This window comes from Streptomyces sp. NBC_00252 (assembly GCF_036187565.1).
In the GTDB taxonomy this organism is placed as follows: Bacteria; Actinomycetota; Actinomycetes; order Streptomycetales; family Streptomycetaceae; genus Streptomyces.
This window is the reverse complement of the sequence record NZ_CP108087.1, coordinates 2793060-2813199: the sequence shown is the minus strand read 5'-3', so window position 1 is coordinate 2813199 and position 20140 is coordinate 2793060. Positions and strand designations below refer to the sequence as shown.

General features: G+C 70.2%; 17 protein-coding genes and 1 riboswitch. Of the genes, 9 read left to right on the top strand and 8 right to left on the bottom strand.

Annotated elements, in window-relative coordinates; genetic code table 11:
* Positions 1-34 precede the first annotated feature (34 nt).
* The gene (locus OHT77_RS11970; RefSeq protein ID WP_328828270.1) at positions 35-727 is read right to left on the bottom strand and encodes a response regulator; all 693 of its coding nucleotides are present in this window, start codon (positions 725-727) and stop codon (positions 35-37) included.
* 159 nt (positions 728-886) lie between these two features.
* Here OHT77_RS11970 and OHT77_RS11965 point away from each other — a divergent pair, with 159 nt between their 5' ends.
* The 3 genes from OHT77_RS11965 to OHT77_RS11955 all read left to right on the top strand — a co-directional run bounded on the left by OHT77_RS11965 (position 887) and on the right by OHT77_RS11955 (position 3704).
* The gene (locus tag OHT77_RS11965; protein ID WP_328828269.1) at positions 887-1702 is read left to right on the top strand and encodes an ABC transporter ATP-binding protein; all 816 of its coding nucleotides are present in this window, start codon (positions 887-889) and stop codon (positions 1700-1702) included.
* The gene (locus OHT77_RS11960; protein ID WP_328828267.1) at positions 1692-2570 is read left to right on the top strand and encodes an ABC transporter permease; all 879 of its coding nucleotides are present in this window, start codon (positions 1692-1694) and stop codon (positions 2568-2570) included. Before OHT77_RS11965 ends, OHT77_RS11960 begins: the two co-directional genes overlap by 11 nt.
* Before the next feature lie 72 nt (positions 2571-2642).
* Entirely contained in the window at positions 2643-3704 is a 1062-nt protein-coding gene (locus OHT77_RS11955; protein ID WP_328828265.1) for an ABC transporter substrate-binding protein, read from the top strand.
* A gap of 71 nt (positions 3705-3775) precedes the next feature.
* Here OHT77_RS11955 and OHT77_RS11950 read toward each other — a convergent pair whose 3' ends face one another.
* From OHT77_RS11950 to OHT77_RS11935, 4 genes are all read right to left on the bottom strand, one after another.
* Positions 3776-4456 carry a response regulator gene (locus tag OHT77_RS11950; protein WP_328828264.1) on the bottom strand — a complete coding sequence of 227 codons (681 nt, stop codon included), beginning with the start codon at positions 4454-4456 and terminating at the stop codon, positions 3776-3778.
* Complete coding sequence (locus OHT77_RS11945; RefSeq protein ID WP_328828263.1) at positions 4453-6123, bottom strand: sensor histidine kinase; 1671 nt, start codon at positions 6121-6123, stop codon at positions 4453-4455. Before OHT77_RS11945 ends, OHT77_RS11950 begins: the two co-directional genes overlap by 4 nt.
* 138 nt (positions 6124-6261) lie before the next feature.
* Positions 6262-7200 (bottom strand): sucrase ferredoxin, encoded by a 939-nt coding sequence (locus OHT77_RS11940; RefSeq protein WP_328828262.1) that lies wholly within the window; start codon positions 7198-7200, stop codon positions 6262-6264.
* A 54-nt stretch (positions 7201-7254) separates the two neighbouring features.
* The gene (locus tag OHT77_RS11935; protein ID WP_328828260.1) at positions 7255-8511 is read right to left on the bottom strand and encodes a citrate synthase; all 1257 of its coding nucleotides are present in this window, start codon (positions 8509-8511) and stop codon (positions 7255-7257) included.
* A gap of 108 nt (positions 8512-8619) precedes the next feature.
* On the opposite strand from OHT77_RS11935, the gene OHT77_RS11930 reads away from it, so the two are divergent.
* On the top strand, positions 8620-9786 hold the full coding sequence (locus tag OHT77_RS11930) for a citrate synthase/methylcitrate synthase (protein ID WP_328828258.1): 1167 nt from the start codon (positions 8620-8622) through the stop codon (positions 9784-9786).
* Between the two features lie 183 nt (positions 9787-9969).
* Here the strand turns inward: OHT77_RS11930 and OHT77_RS11925 are convergent, their stop codons facing one another.
* Complete coding sequence (locus tag OHT77_RS11925; protein WP_328828256.1) at positions 9970-10206, bottom strand: hypothetical protein; 237 nt, start codon at positions 10204-10206, stop codon at positions 9970-9972.
* A 150-nt stretch (positions 10207-10356) separates the two neighbouring features.
* A complete protein-coding gene (locus OHT77_RS11920) occupies positions 10357-10923 on the bottom strand; it encodes a DUF6082 family protein (RefSeq protein ID WP_328828254.1) in 567 nt (188 codons plus the stop codon).
* 516 nt (positions 10924-11439) lie between these two features.
* Between OHT77_RS11920 and OHT77_RS11915 the strand changes: the two genes are divergently transcribed.
* On the top strand, positions 11440-12528 hold the full coding sequence (locus tag OHT77_RS11915; protein WP_328834219.1) for a CobW family GTP-binding protein: 1089 nt from the start codon (positions 11440-11442) through the stop codon (positions 12526-12528).
* Positions 12529-12534: 6 nt separating this feature from the next.
* Here the strand turns inward: OHT77_RS11915 and OHT77_RS11910 are convergent, their stop codons facing one another.
* Complete coding sequence (locus OHT77_RS11910) at positions 12535-14991, bottom strand: DNA gyrase/topoisomerase IV subunit A (protein ID WP_328828253.1); 2457 nt, start codon at positions 14989-14991, stop codon at positions 12535-12537.
* 333 nt (positions 14992-15324) lie between these two features.
* On the opposite strand from OHT77_RS11910, the gene OHT77_RS11905 reads away from it, so the two are divergent.
* The 4 genes from OHT77_RS11905 to OHT77_RS11890 all read left to right on the top strand — a co-directional run bounded on the left by OHT77_RS11905 (position 15325) and on the right by OHT77_RS11890 (position 20087).
* Positions 15325-16674: a M16 family metallopeptidase gene (locus tag OHT77_RS11905; RefSeq protein WP_266776801.1), complete on the top strand. Its 1350-nt coding sequence runs from the start codon at positions 15325-15327 to the stop codon at positions 16672-16674.
* On the top strand, positions 16671-18059 hold the full coding sequence (locus tag OHT77_RS11900; protein WP_328828251.1) for a M16 family metallopeptidase: 1389 nt from the start codon (positions 16671-16673) through the stop codon (positions 18057-18059). Before OHT77_RS11905 ends, OHT77_RS11900 begins: the two co-directional genes overlap by 4 nt.
* Positions 18060-18273: 214 nt before the next feature.
* Positions 18274-18425, top strand: a riboswitch (cyclic di-AMP (ydaO/yuaA leader).
* 13 nt (positions 18426-18438) lie between these two features.
* Positions 18439-19194: a M23 family metallopeptidase gene (locus OHT77_RS11895; protein ID WP_328828249.1), complete on the top strand. Its 756-nt coding sequence runs from the start codon at positions 18439-18441 to the stop codon at positions 19192-19194.
* Positions 19195-19382: 188 nt separating this feature from the next.
* Positions 19383-20087 (top strand): GntR family transcriptional regulator, encoded by a 705-nt coding sequence (locus OHT77_RS11890; RefSeq protein WP_266773286.1) that lies wholly within the window; start codon positions 19383-19385, stop codon positions 20085-20087.
* The last annotated feature ends 53 nt before the right edge of the window (positions 20088-20140 follow it).

Below are 20140 nucleotides of genomic sequence, written 5' to 3'. Positions count from 1 at the left end.
GTAGCCACGCGCGGGTCGTGCGGCTGTCGCGTGGCTACGGCGCCACCCAGGCGTAGCGGTGCTCCGGGCGGCCCGTGTCGCCGTACTTGAGGGAGAGGCGCAGGCGGCCGGCCTGTTCCAGGTGGCGGAGGTAGCGCTGGGCCGTGGAGCGGCTCAGGCCGGTCTCGGCGGCGACCTCGTGGGCCGAGAGCGGGTGGCCGGCGCTGTGCAGGACGCCGCAGATCAGGTCGGTCGTCGGTTCCGAGTGGCCGCTGGGCAGGCCGGGGGAGGCCGGTGCGGGCGTCGTGCGCAACGCGCCGAAGATGCGGTCGACCTGCTCCTGGCCGGCGATGCCCCGGCCGCCGACGCGCTCGACGGTGCGCCGTAGGGCGGCGTACGAGTCGAGGCGGGTGCGCAGTGCGGCGAAGGTGAACGGCTTGACCAGGTAGTGCAGGGCGCCGAGGCGCATCGCGCGCTGCACGGTCGCCACGTCGCCGGCCGCCGTGATCATGATGACGTCCGTACCGTGGCCCTGCTCCCGCAGGTGGTGGACGAGTTCGAGACCCGTCCGGTCGGGCAGATAGTGGTCGAGCAGCACCAGGTCGATGGTCCCGCGTTCCACGGTGGCCAGCGCCTGGGCAGCGTTGTGCGCGCGGGCGGCGACCCGGAATCCGGGAACCTTCCCCACGTACTTGGCGTTGATCTCAGCGACGCGGAAGTCGTCGTCCACGACCATGACGTCAATCATTGGGCCTCTTTCCTCAAGGCCAGGCGAGCGTTAAGCCCGTGTTTCGGCTCCGCAGTTGTAGCGCGAGCAAAACGAGCACAACAGGCTCTTGCGAGCAAAAGAACGGCTTGCGCCCAGAAGACTGCTGCTGTGGTCCGGGCCACATCTACGGTCCCGCCCATGAGCGCAGACACCAGCCCCGCCATCGAGCTGCGGGGCGCGAGCAAGACCTTCAGGACCCCGTCGGGGGGTCTGCACACGGCCGTACGGGGGCTCGATCTCACCGTCGGACGTGGCGACTTCGTGGCGGTCGTCGGACCCACGGGCTGCGGCAAGTCGACCACGCTGACCCTCGTCAGCGGGCTGGAAGAGCCCTCCGAAGGCGACGTCCTGGTGGGCGGTGAGCCGGTCTCCGGCGTCGGCGACAAGGTCGGCTTCGTCTTCCAGCAGGACGCCACCTTCCCCTGGCGCACGGTGCTGTCCAACGTCATGGCGGGCCCGCGCTTCCGCGGCGTACCGAAGGCGGAGGCCAAGGCGAAGGCGCGTGAGTGGCTGGCCCGGGTCGGGTTGTCCGCCTTCGAGGACCGCTATCCGCACCAGCTCTCCGGCGGCATGCGCAAGCGCGTCGCGCTCGCCGCGACCTTCGTCAACGACCCCGAGATCCTGCTGATGGACGAGCCGTTCTCGGCGCTCGACGTGCAGACCAGGGCCCTGATGTCGGACGAACTCCTGGAGCTGTGGGAGGGCACCGGCGCCTCGGTCGTGTTCGTCACCCACGACCTGGAGGAGTCCATCGCGCTGGCCGACAAGGTCGTTGTCATGACCGCGGGGCCCGCCACCGTGAAGCAGGTCTTCGACATCGACCTGCCGCGGCCCCGCAAGGTCGAATCCGTGCGCCTGGAGCCGCGGTTCATCGAGATCTACCGCGAGATCTGGGAGTCCCTGGGCGAAGAGGTCCGCATCACGCGCGAGAGAGGTGCGGCCAATGTCGCCTGACGTCATGCCCGAGAGCAAGGTCGCGCCGGCCGTGGTCGAGTCCGGTGCCACGTCGGACCGTGCCCATTCACGCGCGCGTGCCGCTCGTAAACGCAAGGTCGGCGTCGGAGCGGCCCGGGTGCTGCTCCTGGTCGCCGTGCTCGGCCTGTGGGAGTGGCTGTCCCGGGTCAAGGTCATCGATCCGTTCAACTTCTCGATGCCCTCGAAGATCTGGGACCAGATTTACACCTGGGTGATGCACGGCACCGCGCTCGGCTCCCTGGGGGAGCAGATCTGGTACACGCTCCAGGAGGCGCTGCTGGGCTGGATCATCGGTGTGGTCGCCGGTGTCGTGTTCGGTATTGCTCTGGGGCGGATCACCTTGCTGGCCGACGTACTTGGTCCATACATCAAGGTGCTCAACTCCATACCCAGGATCGTGCTCGCCCCGATCTTCGTGATCTGGTTCGGCCTCGGACCGGCTTCCAAGGTCGCCTCCGCCGTCGTGCTCGTCTTCTTCCCGGTGTTCTTCAACGCCTTCCAGGGCGCCCGCGAGGTCGACCGCAACCTGGTCGCCAACGCCCGCATCCTCGGCGCCAGCGACCGGAGGGTGACCCTCCAGGTGGTCATCCCGTCGGCCACCTCCTGGATCTTCACCAGCCTCCATGTCAGCTTCGGCTTCGCCCTCATCGGGGCGATCGTCGGCGAGTACATCGGCGCCACCAAGGGCATCGGCCTGCTCGTCGCGCAGTCCCAGGGCACCTTCAACGCGGCCGGTGTGTACGCCGCGATGGTCATCCTCGCCGTCGTCGCCCTGGTAGCCGAAGGGCTCCTGACCTTCGCCGAGAACCGCATCTTCCGCTGGAAGCCGTCGGGCTCCGACAGCTGAACGGCCCCTCGCCCCGGCCCTGTTGAAGACGCCTCTTCTCCTCTCCGCACCCTCACAAGGACGTGAACCGCCATGCGCAAAACCGCCAGATACGCGGCCCTGGCCGCCTCGGGCCTGCTCGCCCTCTCCTCGCTCACCGCCTGCGCCAACGACGCGGCCAGCACCGCCTCCACCGGCTCCGGCAGCAAGGGCGACGGCAAGGGCGAGAAGGTCAAGATCATGGTTGGTGGCCTGGACAAGGTCATCTACCTGCCCGCGATGCTCACCCAGCGGCTCGGCTACTTCGACGCCGAGGGCCTCGACGTGGAGCTGCTGAGCGAACCGGCCGGTGTCCAGGCCGAGACCGCGCTCGTCTCCGGGCAGGTCCAGGGAGCGGTCGGCTTCTACGACCACACGCTCGACCTGCAGGTGAAGGGCAAGTCGGTCGAGTCCGTGGTGCAGTTCTCGCACGCGCCCGGCGAGGTGGAGGTCGTCTCCACGAAGGCGGCGGGGAAGGTCAAGTCGGCCAAGGACTTCAAGGGCAAGAAGCTCGGCGTGACGGGCCTCGGCTCCTCCACCGACTTCCTCACCAAGTACCTCGCCGTCAAGAACGGCGTCAACGTCAGCGAGTTCACCCCGGTCGCCGTGGGCGCGGGACCGACCTTCGTCGCGGCGCTCCAACAGGGCTCCATTGACGCGGGGATGACGACCGACCCGACCGTCGCGACGATCCTCGACAAGAAGGCCGGCAAGATCCTCGTCGACATGCGCACGCCCGAGGGTTCGCAGGCGGCGCTGGGTGGACCGTATCCCTCGTCAAGTCTGTACATGCAGACGGACTGGGTGAACGGCCACAAATCAACGGTGCAGAAGATGGTCAATGCATTCGTCAAGACGCTCCAGTGGATGTCCACCCACAGCGCGACGGCGATCGCCGACAAGATGCCCGCCGACTACTCCCAGGGCAACAAGTTCCTCTACGCGACCGCGATCAAGAGCACGCTGCCGATGTTCACCAAGGACGGCGTGATGCCGACGAACGGCCCGGAGACCGTCGAGAAGGTGCTCAAGGCGTTCAACCCCACCATCAAGAACGCCGACGTGGACCTCGACAAGACGTACACGACGGAGTTCGTGAAGAACGCGGCAGGCTGACGGTCGCGCGGACGGTATCCGTATAGGAGGGCGGGTACGGCCTCTTCCCCCACCCCCCACAGGCCGTGCCCTCAGGCGCGGGTCGCCCACACGTAACGGTGTTCCGGGCGGCCCGCGTCGCCGTATTTCAGCGTCAGCCTGGCCCGTCCTGTGCGCTCCAGGAGCTTCAGATAGCGCTGGGCGGTCTGCCGGCTCACCCCCGTGCGATCGGCGATCTCCTGGGCGGACAGGGGGCCTTCGGCGTGCATCAGGGACTGGCGGACGAGCTCCGCCGTGGTGGGGGAGTGCCCTTTGGGCAGCCCGGGTTCCGAGGGCGCGGACAGGGCGCCGAAGATGCGGTCGACCTCGGCCTGTTCGGCCTCGCCGCCGCCGTCGAGGGTGCGGCGCAGTTCGGCGTACGCCTCCAGCTTGGCGCGCAGGCCCGCGAAGGCGAACGGCTTGACCAGGTACTGCAGGGCGCCGTGGCGCATCGCCGCCTGCACGGTCGTCACGTCCCGGGCGGCCGTCACCATGATCACGTCCGTCTGGTGACCGCGCCTGCGCATCTCCTGGACGACCGTCAGACCCGTCTCGTCGGGCAGATAGTGGTCCAGGAGGACCAGATCAACCCGGGGCAGCGCCTCCAGCCGGTCGAGCGCCTCGGACGCGCTGTGCGCCTCGGCCGCGACATGGAAGCCCGGCACCTTCTCCACGTATGCGGCGTTGACCTGCGCCACCCGGGTGTCGTCGTCCACGACCAGGACCTCGATCATCGCGACTCCTCCTCGGCGACGGGCTCTCCGGGGGCGGTGAGGGCGGGGGCGAGGTCCGGTCCGGTCAGTGCCTCGGGGAGGACGACGACGAACTCCGCGCCGCCGCCGAACGCCTCCGTCACCACCGCGCTGCCGCCCTGCCGTTCGGCGAGCCGACGCACCAGGGAGAGCCCGATTCCGCGCTTGCCGTGCGCCGGGGGCTTCTTCGTGGACCATCCCTCGGTGAAGATCAACTCCCGTTGCTCCGCCGGGATTCCGGGTCCCGTGTCGCGCACCCGGAGCACGGTCGTACGCCCCTCCGTCCGCAACTCGACCTCCACGCGTGCGTGCGGTGTGCCCGCGACGGCGTCGAGCGCGTTGTCCACCAGGTTGCCGACGACCGTGACCAGGCCGCGCGGGTCGATCAGCCGGTCCGGCAGCCAGGTCCGGTCGGAGATCCACAGGGCGACGCCCCGCTCGGCCGCGACGGTCGCCTTGCCCACCAACAAGGCGGCGAGCAGCGGGTCCTGGATCTTCTCCGTGACCTGCTCCGCCGTCGCCCGGTGATCGCCGACCACCTCGCCGACGAAGTCCACGGCGTCGTCGTACATCTCGAGTTCGAGCAGTCCCAGGAGTGTGTGCATACGGTTGGCGTGCTCGTGGTCCTGGGCGCGCAGGGCGTCGATCAGGCCGTGCGTCGAGTCCAACTCCCGGCCGAGCTGCTCCAGTTCGGTGCGGTCGCGCAGGGTGGCGACGGCGCCACCGTCGTCGGTGGGCATCCGGTTGGTGACCAGGACCCGCTGGCCCCGGACGGCGAGCAGATCGGTGCCGGTGACCCGGCCGGCCAGGACGTCGGTCGTCCGTCCCTCGCCGAGCGCCTCGTCCAGGGAGCGGCCGACCGCCTCGTCGCCGATGCCCAAGAGCCGTCGTGCCTCGTCGTTCAGGAGGCGTATGCGGCCGCTGCGGTCCAGGGCGACGACGCCCTCCCTGATGCCGTGCAGCATCGCCTCGCGCTCCGAGAGCAGTGCCGAGATGTCCGAGAAGGCCAGGTCCCGGGTCTGCCGCTGAACCCTCCGGGAGATCAGCCAGGCCGCCAGGGCGCCGACCGCGAGGGCGCCCCCGGCATACGCCAGCAGCCCCGGGATCGCGCTGATCAGCTGCGCGCGGACGCTGTCGTACTTGATGCCCACCGAGACCGCCCCGACGACCGTGCCGTCGGTGTCCCGGAGAGGCACCTTGCCCCGCGCGGAGCGGCCCAGAGTGCCCTTGTCGATCTCCTTGACCTCTTGGCCCGCCAGCGGCTGGCCGGGAGAGGTCGAGACGAAACGGCCGATCTCGCTCGGTGTCGTGTGCGACCACCGCATGCCCCGCCAGTCCATCACCACCACGTACTCGGCCTTGGTGGCCTTCCGGATCCGCTCCGCCTCCCGCTGCACGGGTCCGTCCACGGTAGGAGGGGTGTTCTGGATCTCCTTGACGATCTGCGGCTGCTGCGCGGTCGTCTGGGCGATGGCCAGGGCGCGGTTCATCGCCTCCTGGTCCAGCTGCTTGCTCAGCGGCGCGAGGAACAGCCCGGTCGCCAGGACCGCGACTCCCGCGGCGATCGCCAGCTGCATCAGCAGGACCTGGGAGAACACCCGCCGCGGCAGCCCGAGGCGCCGACGGCGTGCGGGGGGAGTGGGGCTCATACCTCTGACCGTACGTGCCGGGACGGGGGCTGCCCCAGGGGTGTGGCGCGGATCTCTTGACCAGTTCTTGGGAAAACCGGCCTCCAGAAGAGGGCGGTTTTCTGTAGGGGCCCTCCAGGAGGCCGGCTGTCGTGCGGGTCAGCCCGCCAAGGCCGTCGTCAGTTCGCGCACCGCCACGACGTCCATCCGCGCCGGCGAGCCGAGGACCGCCGCCCCGCAGCTCTCCGGCCGGGGCGGCAGCGAGGCACCCTGGGCGACGATCACCCGCCAGTGGCGCCCGTCGGTGTGCGCGACGGTCACCTCCCAGCGCGGCGCGGCACCGTCCGTCCGTACGACGCTCAGGGCGTCCGTCGCGTACTCGCCCGCCGCCGTCCGCACGGCCAGCTCCGCCGCCTGTCCGGGCCTCTCCCAGGCCGAAGCGCCCCGGCAGCCCTCGACGACCACCCGGCCCTCCTGGACCCCGTGGAGGATCTCCTTGATGCCGTGCGCCTGGACCCGCCCGTACGCGTAGCCGTACGGCAGGACGAGCACGGTGGGCGAGAAGCGGTGACCGCCGAGATGGGTGACCTCCCAGGCGCCCTCGACACCGGAGGTGGCCAGTTCCGCCGCGAGGGGGCGGCCCAGGAGCGCGCAGCAGCGGTCGCGCTTGCCGTTGGTGCACACGAGCGCGAGCGGATCACCGGTGTGGGGTCGCCCGCCGAGCGCCGAGCCGAACGAGCCGGGATCACCCGTGCCGAGAGCGGCGAAGTCGAGGCCGAGCAGCTCCCGCGGATCCTCGGTCGAGGCGCTGTGCAGCCACACGTTCCCGGGAACGGTGTGGGCCGCGTACACCTGGCGCACCGGCGAGGACGCGGGGTCGGCGTGCCGCCCGGGGCGCCGGATGAGCGCGATCCGTACGCCCGTGTCCGCGGCGGCCGCTTCCAGGGCACGCCCCACCACGGGGTCCAGGTGGCTCGAAGTGAGCGCTTTGGCACCCCAAGGACCGGGCTGTTCCAGCAGCAGCCACGTCGTCGCCGTGGCAGCGGTTCCGGAAATGGGCTCGTCGAGGTCCTGAGAGACGGTCGCGCACGTACTCACAGAGGTGAGCCTAACCTGACTTGGCTCGGGGCGACTTCCGGCCGTGCTCGTGTCCTACTCCGGTAGTGGTCGAGGCGGCCTGGGGCCCACGTAGTGACCGCTGGGCCGCATGCGCAACGGGCGCTCCCCGTACTCTTCCAAGGCATGCGCGATCCAGCCCGCCGTACGGGCGACGGCGAAGACCGTCTCGCCCGCCGTGGAGGGCATCCCGGAGGAGACGGTGAACACGGCGAGCGCCAGGTCGACGTTGGCGTGCAGCGGGGTGTGGCGGGCGGTGGTGGCGACGATGTCGCGGGCCGCGGCGAGGGCGGGCGCGGCGCCCGGGATCTCCTCCAGGAGCGCGAACAGGGCACGCGCGCGTGGGTCTTCGCCCGGGTAGAGCCGGTGACCCAGTCCGGGGATACGGCGGCCGGAGCGCAGTTCGTCCGCCACCACCGGGGCCGCGGTGCCCTGGTCGAGCACGTCGAGCAGCAGCCGGTGCGCCAGGCCGCTGGCGGCGCCGTGCAGGGGGCCTTCGAGGACGCCCAGGCCGGAGGAGACGGCCGCGTAGGCGTGCGCGCGGGCCGAAGCGGCGACGCGCACCGCGAGGGTCGAGGCGGCCAGGTCGTGGTCGACGAGGAGCCCAAGTGCCGTGTCCAGAACGCGCAGTGATGCCTCGTCAGCTGGTCGGCCACTCAGCCGTGCCCACAGTCGGTGGGCCAGGGGACCCTCGTCGCGATGGGTGCGCCGTACCGGCGGCAGGGCCGCGACGAGGGTGGGGATGAGGATGCGCGCGGTGCCGAGCACGGCGTCCTCGGACAGGTCGAAACGCAGCGGGTCCGCGGTCGCCGCCGCGATGGCCGCGACCCTCAACCGGTCGGTGGGACCGGCGTGTTCGGGCAGCGCGTCCACGGCACGCCGGGCCACGGCGACGGCCGCTTTGGGCGCGGTGAACGTGATCCCGGGGCGCAGCTCCCCGGTCCACAGCCACTCCGCGATCTCCTCGTAGGAGTGGCGGGCGGCCAGCTCGGTCGCGTCGACGCCCCGGAAGTAGTACCGGTCCTTCTCGATGAGCGTGATCCGGGTCCGTACGGACAGCTCGCCCCCGGAGCCCGAACTCCCGCTGCTCTCGCGTCTGTTGCGCCGGGCGAGCGCCTCCACCTCCTTGGCGTCGAAGGTGCTGCCCCGGCCGCCGGGCTCGCGCCTGCTGCTCAACTGCCCGCGACTCACGTACGCGTACACGGTGTCGGGCTTCACGCCGAGCAACTCGGCGGTCTCCTTGGTGCTCAGACGTCGCTCGGGGTGACCGGGAGCGGGTTCTTGATCGCGCATGGGGGCCACCGTATCCATCCGCATGCCTGCCTTGCGGATATTGATTCAATCAATATTGACAGAGATTGAGTCAACCATGGACATTGAAATCAAGTCCAGGGAGGAAACATGTCCAGCAACAGGGCCGTAGCCACGCGTATCGAGGTTCCGCGGGGACTCGCGGGCGTCGTCGTCACCGACACCCGAATCGGTGACGTCCGAGGCATCGAGGGCTTCTACCACTACCGCCAGTACTCCGCCGTCGACCTCGCGCAGACCCGTGGCTTCGAGGACGTCTGGCATCTCCTGGCCCACGGCGAACTGCCGGACGCCGAGCGGAGCGCGGCCTTCGCCGCCGAGACCGCCGCGCTGCGTCGGCTGCCCGACGAGGTGCGGGCCGCGCTGCCCGCGGTGGCGGCGGCGAGCGGCACGTCCGGACCGCTGTCCGGGATGCGTACGGCGCTGTCGCTGCTCGGCGCCGCGAAGGGCTTCCGGCCGGTGTACGACATCGACGCGGACGCGCGCCGCCGGGACACCCTCGTGGCGTCCGCGGCCGTACCGACGCTGCTGACCGCGCTGTACCGGCTGGGGCAGGGACTTGATCCCGTGGAGCCCCGCGAGGACCTCTCCTACGCGGCCAACTACCTGTACATGTTGACGGGTTCGGAGCCGGACAAGCAGCAGGCCAGGGCGATCGAGCAATACTTGATCTCAACCATTGACCACGGATTCAACGCATCAACCTTCACCGCGCGGGTCATCGCGTCGACCGGGGCGGATGTGGCGGCCTGCCTCGTCGGAGCCGTAGGGGCGCTCTCGGGTCCGCTGCACGGGGGTGCGCCCAGCCGGGCCCTGGACACCCTGGACGCGATCGGCACGCCGGACCGCATCGACCCGTGGATCCGTGAACGGGTCCTCGCGGGCGACCGCATCATGGGCTTCGGTCACGCCATCTACCGCACGGAGGACCCTCGTTCGCGGATGCTGCGCGAGGTCGCCCAGCAGTTCGGCGGGCCGCGGGTCGAGTTCGCGGTGGAGGTCGAGCGGCAGGTGGAGGCGATCCTCGCGGAGCTCAAGCCGGGCCGCGAACTCCATACGAACGTCGAGTTCTACGCGGGGCTGGTGATGGAACTCTGCGGGCTGCCACGGGAGATGTTCACTCCGACCTTCGCGGCCGCGCGGGTGGTGGGGTGGAGCGCGAACGTCGTGGAGCAGGCGGAGGACCCGAAGATCATTCGGCCGGTGGCTCGGTACGTGGGGGCGGAGGCGCCGGTGGCGGTGCCGCTGATGAGCTGAGAACGGGCCCCGGGAACGCGTGTGGCCTGGTGCCGTTCTGGCGCCAGGCCTCATGGGTGGTGATCGAGCAGTGACGGGGTGGCGGGCTGCTCGCCGGTCGGGTGCCGGACTCGCTCACGGTGGCGTGCGGCCGGAGTTCGGTACGGGACGGGTCTTTGGTGGACGCGTGCTCGTGCGGTGCTGTCAGGCGTCGGGGATGTCTGCCTTGGCTCGAATCAGCGTTTCCCGACTCACGATGACGATGCGTTCGTAGTCGGCGCGTGCGGCGTCCGGGGGCAGTTCACCGTCCAGCTTCTCGGTTGCCTCGGTGCCGATGACGGCGAAGTTGCCGTCACTGAGTTCGAACACGTCCGGGCAGGTGCTTCCTGAATTACTGCCTCGGGCGCTTGGGGGCACACCGATGCGGCGCACGATCTTCAAGAGTAGTGGTCCTTACGAGCAGCTGGTCTGGACGTTGTAGCGGAGGGCATGCTACTGAGGTCCAGGGGGCTGGTGCGGCAGGATGGCCGAAATTCCACTCAGTCGTGTCCGTGACGCATCTCGCTTGACCGGTCCGGTCCGGTGGCTTCGCTAGTCGGTCGGTGGGTTGCCGACAACCCACCACTCGTCCGTGTCCGCGTCGTCGAGGTCCTTCACCAGGCCGTCGACCATGCGCCCCAACTGCGCTTCCACGGAGGACTCGTTCAGCGAGGCGCGCATCTGCCTCGATGCCTCCCAGTACTCGCGGAAGACCGGGCTCTGGAAGAACTCCCGCAGATGCCTGTACAGCACCTCTCGTTCCAGTAGCCCTGCCTGGTAGAGGTGGTAAAGATGGACATACCACGCGTTTGCGTAGAGGAACTGTCGGCGCCTCTCCGCCGGGATGGTCTTGTCGTAGGTGTCGATCACCTCAGCGAGGGACGGGTCGTCGATCGCGCGGGCCAGCAGTTCCCACTGCATGCGCTGCTGATGCGCCAACGCCTTTCGCCGTATCGCCAACTCCTCCAGTCCCAGACGCCGTTCCTCCAGCCGTTGTTCGGCCAGGCGCGCCGCTTCCAGACGTCGCTGACGTGCCGCGAGTGTCATCGTGGCGGTGGCGAGCAGCAGGCTGAGCGCTGCGGAACCGACCCTCCACGCCGAATACTTCCGTGTGGCCATGTCAACAACCCCCGAATCAGGCGGCCATCCGCCGGCCGTCGGGTGCGGGTTGGTGAAGACGGGGACCGGCGAGCGATGGGCGGCGCTTGCCGTCTCCCAGAGTGCCGAGCGGCTCTGATCGGCAGGGAGGCGGAGAGGAGGCGCACGGAGGGAAGCGAGGGTCGCACGAACCGGCGCCTTCCCCAACGTCTGCCCCGCGGGTGCTGCTAACAATCGTTCACTTCGCGGCGATTCTCCCGACTCGTATCCTGGGGCGGCATTCAACCTCCGTACGTGTGCCGCGCCACGAGCCGGTGCACGCGTCGGCGTGAAAGAGGTCGCACGTTGAGCGAGCAGAGCCCGAGCCAGAGCCTCGGCCCGAGCGGTGGCCCGGGGTCGAGCCAGAGCACACACCCAGACTCGAGTCCGCCCTCGACACCCCACCTGGACCCGACCCCGCCCCCGGCGCCAACACCCCGCACGGCCCCCACCCCACCACCACCCCCCGCATCGGCACCCCCACCCCAAACCCCCGTCATCGTCCTGGCCGGCTTCCTGGGCTCAGGAAAGACCACCCTCCTCAACCACCTCCTGCACCGCAGCGGAGGCAGCCGTATCGGGGCCATCGTCAACGACTTCGGGGCGATCGAGATCGACGCGCTGGCCGTGGCCGGCGCCCTGGGTGACTCGACCGTGTCGCTCGGCAACGGGTGCCTGTGCTGTGCCGTCGACGCCAGTGAACTCGACGTCTATCTGGAGCGACTCGCCCGGCCGGCCGCCGGGATCGACGTCATCGTCATCGAGGCCAGCGGGCTCGCCGAGCCGGAGGAGCTGGTGCGGATGCTGCTCGCCAGCGAGCAGCCGGGGATCGTCTACGGCGGGCTCGTCGAGGTCGTCGACGCGGCCGAGTTCGACGACACGCGCGTGAAGCATCCCGAGATCGACCGGCATCTCGCCCTCGCCGACCTCGTCGTCGTCAACAAGCTCGACCGGGCGGCCGACGGCCCGCGCGTCCTCGGCCTCGTCCGCTCGCTCACCGACCGCGCCGCCGTCGTACCCGCGACCTACGGCCGGATCGACCCGGAGTTCCTCTTCGACTGCCGTCCGAACGAGGAGCGCGTCGGGCAGCTGACCTTCGACGACCTCCATGAATCAGACCACGAGCAGGAGCATGGTGGTGACGATCACGCCGGGCACCTGCACGACGCGTACGACAGCCTCTCCCATGTCTCCGACGTGCCTCTCGACCCGCGCAGGCTGATGGCGTTCCTCGACAGCAGGCCCGAGGGGCTGTACCGCATCAAGGGGTACGTCGACTTCGGCGCGCACGATCCGCGCAACCGGTACGCCGTGCACGCCGTAGGACGGTTCCTGCGGTTCTATCCCGAGCCCTGGGCCGACGGGGACGCGCGGCTCACGCAGCTCGTGCTCATCGGTACCGGTCTCGACATGGCCGCTCTCGGCAAGGAGCTGGAGGCGTGCGCGGATGGCGACGCCCCACTCGCCGACGAGCGCGGCATGTGGGGCGTCCTCCGTTACGTACAAGAACCGGAGCGGGAGGCCGAGTTCGAACCCGAAGCCGAGCCCGAACTCGCACCCGAGTCGGACCTCGGCCTCGACTACTGACCGGTGCTACACCGGCCCCGCCACCACCGACACCGTCTTCGGCAGTGACACGCCCGAGCCGTCGCGGCGCGGGTCGATCTCCGGGAGCTCCGCCGGGGTGCCGTCCCGCTGGGCCGCCTTGGCCGGTACCGCGCCCGCCCAGGCCAGGGAGAGGCAGTCCTCGCCCTTCAGGAAGCGCTGGCAGCGGACGCCGCCGGTCGCGCGGCCCTTGCGGGGGTACTGGTCGAACGGGGTCAGCTTGGCCGTCGTCTGGACGGAATCGTCGAGCGTGCCGCGCGAGCCGGCGACCGTGAAGACGACCGCGTCCACCGCCGGGTCGACGGCGGTGAAGGAGATGACCTTCGCGCCCTCGGTGAGCTTGATGCCCGCCATGCCGCCGGCCGCGCGGCCCTGGGGGCGCACCTGGGAGGCCTGGTAGCGCAGGAGTTGGGCGTCGTCCGCGATGAAGACCAGGTCCTCCTCGCCGGTGCGCAGCTCGACGGCGCCGACGATCCGGTCGCCGTCCTTGAGCGTGATGACCTCCAACTCCTCCTTGTTCGTGGGGTAGTCGGGGACCACGCGCTTCACGACGCCCTGTTCCGTGCCGATGGCGAGGCCGGGAGAGGACTCGTCGAGGGTCGTCAGGCAGATGACCGTCTCGCCCTCGTCCAGGGAGACGAACTCCGAGATCGGGGCGCCCCCGGAGAGGTTCGGCGCGGCGGCCGTCTCCGGGAGTTGGGGCAGGTCGACGACGTTGATCCGGAGGAGGCGTCCGGCCGAGGTGACCGCGCCCAGCTCGCCGCGCGCGGTCGCCGGGACCGCCGAGACGATCACGTCGTGCTTGACGCGCCGGGCGTCGGCGTCCTCCGGGAAGGGCTCGCCGTTCGCCGTGCGGGCCAGCAGGCCCGTCGAGGAGAGCAGCACCCGGCACGGGTCGTCGGCCACCTGGAGCGGCACGGTGGCGGCGGGGGAGCCCGCCGACTCCAGCAGGACCGTGCGCCGGTCGGTGCCGAACTTCTTCGCCACCGCGGCGAGTTCGGCCGAGACCAGCTTGCGCAGCTCGGTGTCCGACTCCAGGATGCGGGTCAACTCGGCGATCTCCGCCTGGAGTCGCTCCATCTCCGACTCCAGCTCGATCCGGTCGAACCGGGTGAGGCGGCGGAGCGGGGTGTCCAGGATGTACTGGGTCTGGATGTCCGACAGCGAGAAGCGCTCCATCAGACTCTGCTTGGCCTGCGCGGAGTTGTCGCTGGAGCGGATGATCCGGATGACCTCATCGATGTCGATGAGCGCGGTGAGCAGACCCTCCACGAGGTGGAGGCGGTCGCGCCGCTTGGTGCGGCGGAACTCGCTGCGGCGCCGTACGACGTCGAAGCGGTGGTCGAGGTAGACCTCCAGGAGTTCCTTGAGGCCCAGCGTGAGGGGCTGGCCGTCGACCAGAGCGACGTTGTTGATGCCGAAGGACTCCTCCATCGGCGTCAGTTTGTAGAGCTGCTCCAGGACCGCTTCCGGGACGAAGCCGTTCTTGATCTCGATGACCAGGCGCAGGCCGTGCGCGCGGTCGGTGAGGTCCTTGACGTCGGCGATGCCCTGCAGCTTCTTCGCGCCGACCAGGTCCTTGATCTTGGCGATGACCTTCTCGGGGCCCACGGAGAAGGGCAGTTCGGTGACGATCAGGCCCTTGCGGCGGGCCGTCACGTTGTCCACGGTGACCGTGGCGCGGATCTTGAAGGTGCCGCGGCCCGTCTCGTACGCGTCCCGGATGCCGGTGAGGCCGACGATCCGGCCGCCCGTGGGCAGGTCGGGGCCGGGGACGTGGCGCATCAGGCTGTCCAGGTCCGCGTTCGGATAGCGGATCAGGTGCCGGGCGGCGGCGATGACTTCGCCCAGGTTGTGCGGCGGCATGTTGGTGGCCATGCCGACGGCGATGCCCGACGAGCCGTTCACCAGGAGGTTCGGGAAGGCGGCGGGCAGGGCCACCGGCTCCTGCTCCTGGCCGTCGTAGTTCGGGGTGAAGTCGACCGTGTCCTCGTCGATCGACTCGGTCATCAGGTTGGCGGCCTCGGACGGCCGGCACTCGGTGTACCGCATGGCGGCGGGCGGGTCGTCGTTGCCCAGCGAGCCGAAGTTGCCGTGGCCGTCGGCCAGGGGGACGCGCATGGAGAAGGGCTGGGCCATGCGCACGAGGGCGTCGTAGATGGACGCGTCCCCGTGCGGGTGCAGCTTGCCCATGACCTCGCCGACGACACGCGCGCACTTCACGTAGCCGCGGTCGGGGCGCAGGCCCATCTCGTCCATCTGGTAGACGATGCGTCGGTGGACCGGCTTCAGGCCGTCCCGGGCGTCCGGCAGGGCGCGCGAGTAGATGACCGAGTACGCGTACTCAAGGTAGGAGCCCTGCATCTCGTCGACGACGTCGATGTCGAGGATCCGCTCCTCGAACGAGTCGTCGGGCGGCGGGGTCTTCGTGCTGCGGCGGGCCATCGCTGCCGGCTCCTCTTTTCTGGTCGCTCGCCTGGGGGTCGCTCCCCTTCGGCTCACTCTTGCTGAAGCGTGAACGGGGTCTTGACGTGAACCATTGTGGACCGCGGCACTGACAACGCGGACCAGGACCCGGCGTTGCCCGCTCGGGTCCGTCGCCGGCGGCTGCCGCGTGAGTCCACGTGTGCGACTGCCCGCAGGCTACGCGATCTCGCTCTCGGCGTACGTCCGCCGGGAACTTCGCCGACGGTCCGCACGCTTGCATACAGTGGCGGGACGAGCAGGATTTCTGCGTTTCCAGCCAGAGAATCCGCGATCGAAGGGACGTACATGCCCATGGGTCACACGGCCACCGCCGAGGCAGGCTCCGGCGGCCTGACAGCGACCGAACACCGCTTGGCCAACGGTCTGCGCGTGGTGCTCTCCGAGGACCACCTGACCCCGGTCGCGGCGGTGTGCCTCTGGTACGACGTCGGTTCCCGCCACGAGGTCAAGGGACGTACCGGCCTGGCTCACCTCTTCGAGCACCTGATGTTCCAGGGCTCCGGACAGGTGAAGGGCAACGGACACTTCGAACTGGTGCAGGGCGCGGGCGGCTCGCTCAACGGCACCACCAGTTTCGAGCGCACGAACTACTTCGAGACCATGCCCACCCACCAGTTGGAGCTCGCCCTCTGGCTGGAGGCCGACCGCATGGGCTCCCTGCTGGCCGCCCTGGACGAGGAGTCCATGGAGAACCAGCGGGACGTCGTCAAGAACGAACGCCGCCAGCGCTACGACAACGTGCCCTACGGCACCGCGTTCGAGAAGCTGACCGCCCTCGCCTACCCGGAGGGCCACCCCTACCACCACACGCCCATCGGCTCGATGGCGGACCTGGACGCGGCCACCCTGGAGGACGCGCGCGCGTTCTTCCGCACCTACTACGCGCCCAACAACGCGGTCCTGTCCGTGGTCGGCGACATCGACCCCGAGCAGACGCTCGCCTGGATCGAGAAGTACTTCGGGTCCATCGCCTCGCACGACGGCAAGCCCGCACCCCGTGACGGCGCGCTGCCCGACACGATGGGCGGCGAGCTGCGCGAGGTCGTCGTCGAGGAGGTCCCGGCCCGCGCCCTGATGTGCGCGTACCGCCTCCCGGAGGACGGCACGCGCGCGTCCGACGCGGCCGACCTCGCCCTCACCATCCTGGGCGGCGGCGAGTCCTCCCTCCTCTACAACCGCCTTGTACGACGCGACCGTACGGCCGTAGCGGCCGGCTTCGGACTGCTGCGGCTGGCCGGAGCGCCCTCCCTGGGGTGGCTGGACGTGAAGACGTCCGGTGACGTCGAGGTGCCCGTCATCGAGGCGGCCATCGACGAGGAGCTCGCCCGGTTCGCCGAGGAGGGCCCCACGGCCGAGGAAATGGAGCGCGCCCAGGCCCAGTTGGAGCGCGAGTGGCTCGACCGGCTGGGCACGGTCGCGGGCCGCGCCGACGAACTGTGCCGGTACGCCGTCCTGTTCGGCGACCCGCAGCTCGCCCTGACCGCCGTACAGCGCGTCCTCGACGTGACGGCGGAGGAGGTCCAGGAGGTCGCCAAGGCCCGCCTGCGCCCCGACAACCGCGCGGTGCTCGTCTACGAGCCCGTCGCGGAAGAGGACGACGAAGCAGAGGCCGGCGACGAGAACGAGGAGGCGGCCAAGTGACCGAGCTCGCCACGATGGAATTCCACCCCCAGCCCCAGGCCGGCGAGGCCAAGCCGTGGGCCTTCCCGGCCCCCGAACGCGGCACGCTGGCCAACGGCCTGACGGTCCTGCGCTGCCACCGCCCCGGCCAGCAGGTCGTCGCCGTCGAGGTGCTCCTCGACGCGCCCCTGGACGCCGAGCCGGCCGGCCTGGACGGTGTCGCCACGATCACCGCGCGGGCCTTCTCCGAGGGCACCGACAAGCACTCCGCCGAGGAGTTCGCCGCCGAGCTGGAGCGCTCCGGCGCCACGCTGGACGCGCATGCCGACCACCCCGGGCTGCGCCTCAGCCTGGAGGTCCCGGCCTCGCGCCTGGCCAGGGGGCTCGGCCTGCTCTCCGACGCGCTGCGGGCGCCCGCCTTCGCGGACAGCGAGATCGAGCGGCTGGTCCGCAACCGCCTCGACGAGATCCCGCACGAGACGGCCAACCCCTCGCGCCGCGCCGCCAAGGAGCTCTCCAAGGAGCTGTTCCCGGCGACCTCGCGCATGTCGCGTCCGCGCCAGGGCACCGAGGAGACCGTCGAGAAGATCGACTCGGCGTCCGTACGCGCCTTCTACGAGCGGCACGTCCGCCCCGCGACGGCCACCGCCGTGGTCGTCGGCGACCTCACCGGCATCGACCTGGACGCGTTGCTCGCGGACACCCTGGGTTCGTGGACGGGCTCCGCCGCGCAGCCGCGCCCCGTGCCGGCGGTCACCGCCGACGACACCGGGCGCGTCGTGATCGTGCACCGTCCCGGCGCCGTCCAGACGCAGCTGCTCATCGGCCGTGTCGGAGCCGACCGGCACGACCGCGTGTGGCCGGCCCAGGTGCTCGGCACGTACTGCCTCGGCGGCACCCTCACCTCCCGCCTGGACCGCGTCCTGCGCGAGGAGAAGGGCTACACCTACGGTGTGCGGGCGTTCGGCCAGGTGCTGCGTTCGGCACCCGACGGCACGGGCGCCGCGATGCTCGCCATCAGCGGCTCCGTGGACACCCCGAACACCGGTCCCGCGCTGGACGACCTGTGGACGGTCCTGCGCAAGCTCGCCGAGGGCGGCCTCACCGACGCCGAGCGCGACGTCGCCGTGCAGAACCTCGTCGGGGTGGCGCCGCTCAAGTACGAGACCGCCGCGGCCGTCGCGAGCACGCTGGCCGACCAGGTCGAGCAGCACCTGCCCGACGACTACCAGGCGACGCTGTACCAACAGCTCGCCGCGACCGGCACGGTGGAGGCCACCGCGGCGGTCGTGAACGCCTTCCCGGTGGACCGTCTGGTGACGGTCCTGGTCGGCGACGCGGAGCAGATCAAGGCGCCCGTGGAGGCGCTCGGCATCGGCGAAGTGACCGTCGTACCGGCCGAGTAGACGACCCGTAGCGGGCCGACGGGCGGCACGCGCGCGTGGGGGCCCTGGTGACGGAAGAGTCACCAGGGCCCCCTATTGTCCGAATTGGGGGAGAGGTTGCCTGTCTGCCCTGTGGCGTGCGCAACAAAAACCGTGATCCGTTTGGGGATTGAAAGTGGCCCCCCTTAGCGTCGGTCCGGCTGTCCGTCAGGCACCGCGCCGCACTCGCGGCACCGGACAGTCATCGCCGAGTCCCCGTACGGCGCGAGCCAGGGGAGCCGGGGACCCATGTCCCTGGGGTGAATCGGACGCCCGTCGAGGGAGTCCGTAGGAGACCTTCCTGCTCCGAACCCGTCAGCTAACCCGGTAGGCGAGAAGGAAGGAAAGGACCAGCCACTCCATGGCGTTCACCCGCGCCACCGGGAAGCACCGTCGCCCGAGCCGGACCCACCGCACCACCGTTCGTGTCGCGAGTGTCGCGGCCCTCACCACCACCGGCGTCGTCGGCACCCTCGCGAGCGCCCCGGCGTTCGCCGCGGAGCCCGCCCCCGAACAGACCGGTCTCACCCCCGTCATCGCCATGGGCGACGCCGTCGCCGAGCAGATCGACGCCCAGGCCGTCGCCCAGCAGCAGGCCGCAGACGAGGCGCTGGCCAAGGAGGTCGCCCGCGCCAAGGCCGCCGCACTGGCCAAGGCCGAGCGCGAGGCCAAGGTACGCGCCGCCCGCGCCGCCGAGCGCGAGAGGCTCAACACCTTCGTCTCACCGGTCACCGGCTCGTACGTCTCCACCGGCTACAAGACCGGCGGTTCCCTCTGGTCCTCCGGCGCCCACACCGGCATCGACTTCCACGCCTCGACCGGCACCAGCGTCCACGCGGTCGGCTCCGGCACCGTCGTCGACACCGGCTGGGGCGGCTCGTACGGCAATCAAGTGGTGATCAAGATGGCCGACGGCATGTACACCATGTACGGCCACCTGTCGTCCATCGGTGTCTCCGTCGGCCAGAGCGTCACCCCGGGCCAGCAGATCGGCCTCTCCGGGGCGACCGGCAACGTCACCGGACCGCACCTCCACTTCGAGGCCCGCACCACCGCCGAGTACGGCTCGGACGTCGACCCCGTCGCCTACCTCCGCAAGCACGGCGTGAACGTCTGACGACGCGGTACCGCACTTCCCGAAGCCCTGGCCCGCCCAGCCGGGGCTTTCGGCGTTTCCGGAGCCCTCCTGTCCAAAAAATATGCATGGATTCCGGCCCCCCATCGGAAATTCCCGCTCATTGCAATAGAGTCACGGAACACACGTCAATCGTCGACGTTTCACGGGGATTAAGGCGGAGGTCGGACATGCGTATTCCGGCGCACTCGGTATGCACGGCGATCCGGGACGACATCGTCGCCGGTGTCTACGAGCGCGGCAGCCGGCTCACGGAGGAACTCCTCGCGCGCCGGTACGGGGTCTCGCGCGTCCCGGTCCGGGAGGCCCTGCGCACGCTGGAGGCCGAGGGGTTCGTGGTGACCCGGCGGCACGCGGGCGCGTGCGTCGCGGAACCGACCGAGCAGGAGGCCGCCGACCTGCTGGAGATGCGGATGCTGCTGGAGCCGCTCGGTGCCTCACGGGCCGCCCAGCGGCGCACCGAGGCCCACCTCAAGGTGCTGCGCGGCCTCGTCAGGCTGGGCCAGGAGCGCGCCAGACGGGGCAACAGCGAGGATCTGCGCTCCCTGGGCAGCTGGTTCCACGAGACGCTGTCCCAGGCCTCCGGGAGCCCCGCGCTGACCTCGATGCTGACCCAGCTGCGGCACAAGATCGCCTGGATGTACGCGGTGGACGCCCCGGCCAACCCCGTGGAGTCCTGGGCCGAGCACGGCGCCATCGTGGACGCCGTGGCCCGCGGTGACAGCGAGCGCGCCCGGGCGATCACCGCCCTGCACACCGAGCGCGCGGGCACCGCGCACCGGTTGCGCTTTCCGGGCGGGGCGAACGGCGCGAACGGCACGGACCGTGTGAGGACTTCGCAACCTCCCGTAAACATGTCGGGTCTGCGGCATTAACACGGGCACCGTATACAAAGAGGGGCTAATTCGCGGGGGATTATTTATGCTGC

Bases quoted from the DNA above. Each gene is read 5' to 3' on its own strand.
- OHT77_RS11970 (WP_328828270.1), bottom strand. From the start codon at position 727: ATGATTGACGTCATGGTCGTGGACGACGACTTCCGCGTCGCTGAGATC.
- OHT77_RS11965 (WP_328828269.1), top strand. From the start codon at position 887: ATGAGCGCAGACACCAGCCCCGCCATCGAGCTGCGGGGCGCGAGCAAG.
- OHT77_RS11960 (WP_328828267.1), top strand. From the start codon at position 1,692: ATGTCGCCTGACGTCATGCCCGAGAGCAAGGTCGCGCCGGCCGTGGTC.
- OHT77_RS11955 (WP_328828265.1), top strand. From the start codon at position 2,643: ATGCGCAAAACCGCCAGATACGCGGCCCTGGCCGCCTCGGGCCTGCTC.
- OHT77_RS11950 (WP_328828264.1), bottom strand. From the start codon at position 4,456: ATGATCGAGGTCCTGGTCGTGGACGACGACACCCGGGTGGCGCAGGTC.
- OHT77_RS11945 (WP_328828263.1), bottom strand. From the start codon at position 6,123: ATGAGCCCCACTCCCCCCGCACGCCGTCGGCGCCTCGGGCTGCCGCGG.
- OHT77_RS11935 (WP_328828260.1), bottom strand. From the start codon at position 8,511: ATGCGCGATCAAGAACCCGCTCCCGGTCACCCCGAGCGACGTCTGAGC.
- OHT77_RS11930 (WP_328828258.1), top strand. From the start codon at position 8,620: ATGTCCAGCAACAGGGCCGTAGCCACGCGTATCGAGGTTCCGCGGGGA.
- OHT77_RS11920 (WP_328828254.1), bottom strand. From the start codon at position 10,923: ATGGCCACACGGAAGTATTCGGCGTGGAGGGTCGGTTCCGCAGCGCTC.
- OHT77_RS11910 (WP_328828253.1), bottom strand. From the start codon at position 14,991: ATGGCCCGCCGCAGCACGAAGACCCCGCCGCCCGACGACTCGTTCGAG.
- OHT77_RS11905 (WP_266776801.1), top strand. From the start codon at position 15,325: ATGGGTCACACGGCCACCGCCGAGGCAGGCTCCGGCGGCCTGACAGCG.
- OHT77_RS11895 (WP_328828249.1), top strand. From the start codon at position 18,439: ATGGCGTTCACCCGCGCCACCGGGAAGCACCGTCGCCCGAGCCGGACC.
- OHT77_RS11890 (WP_266773286.1), top strand. From the start codon at position 19,383: ATGCGTATTCCGGCGCACTCGGTATGCACGGCGATCCGGGACGACATC.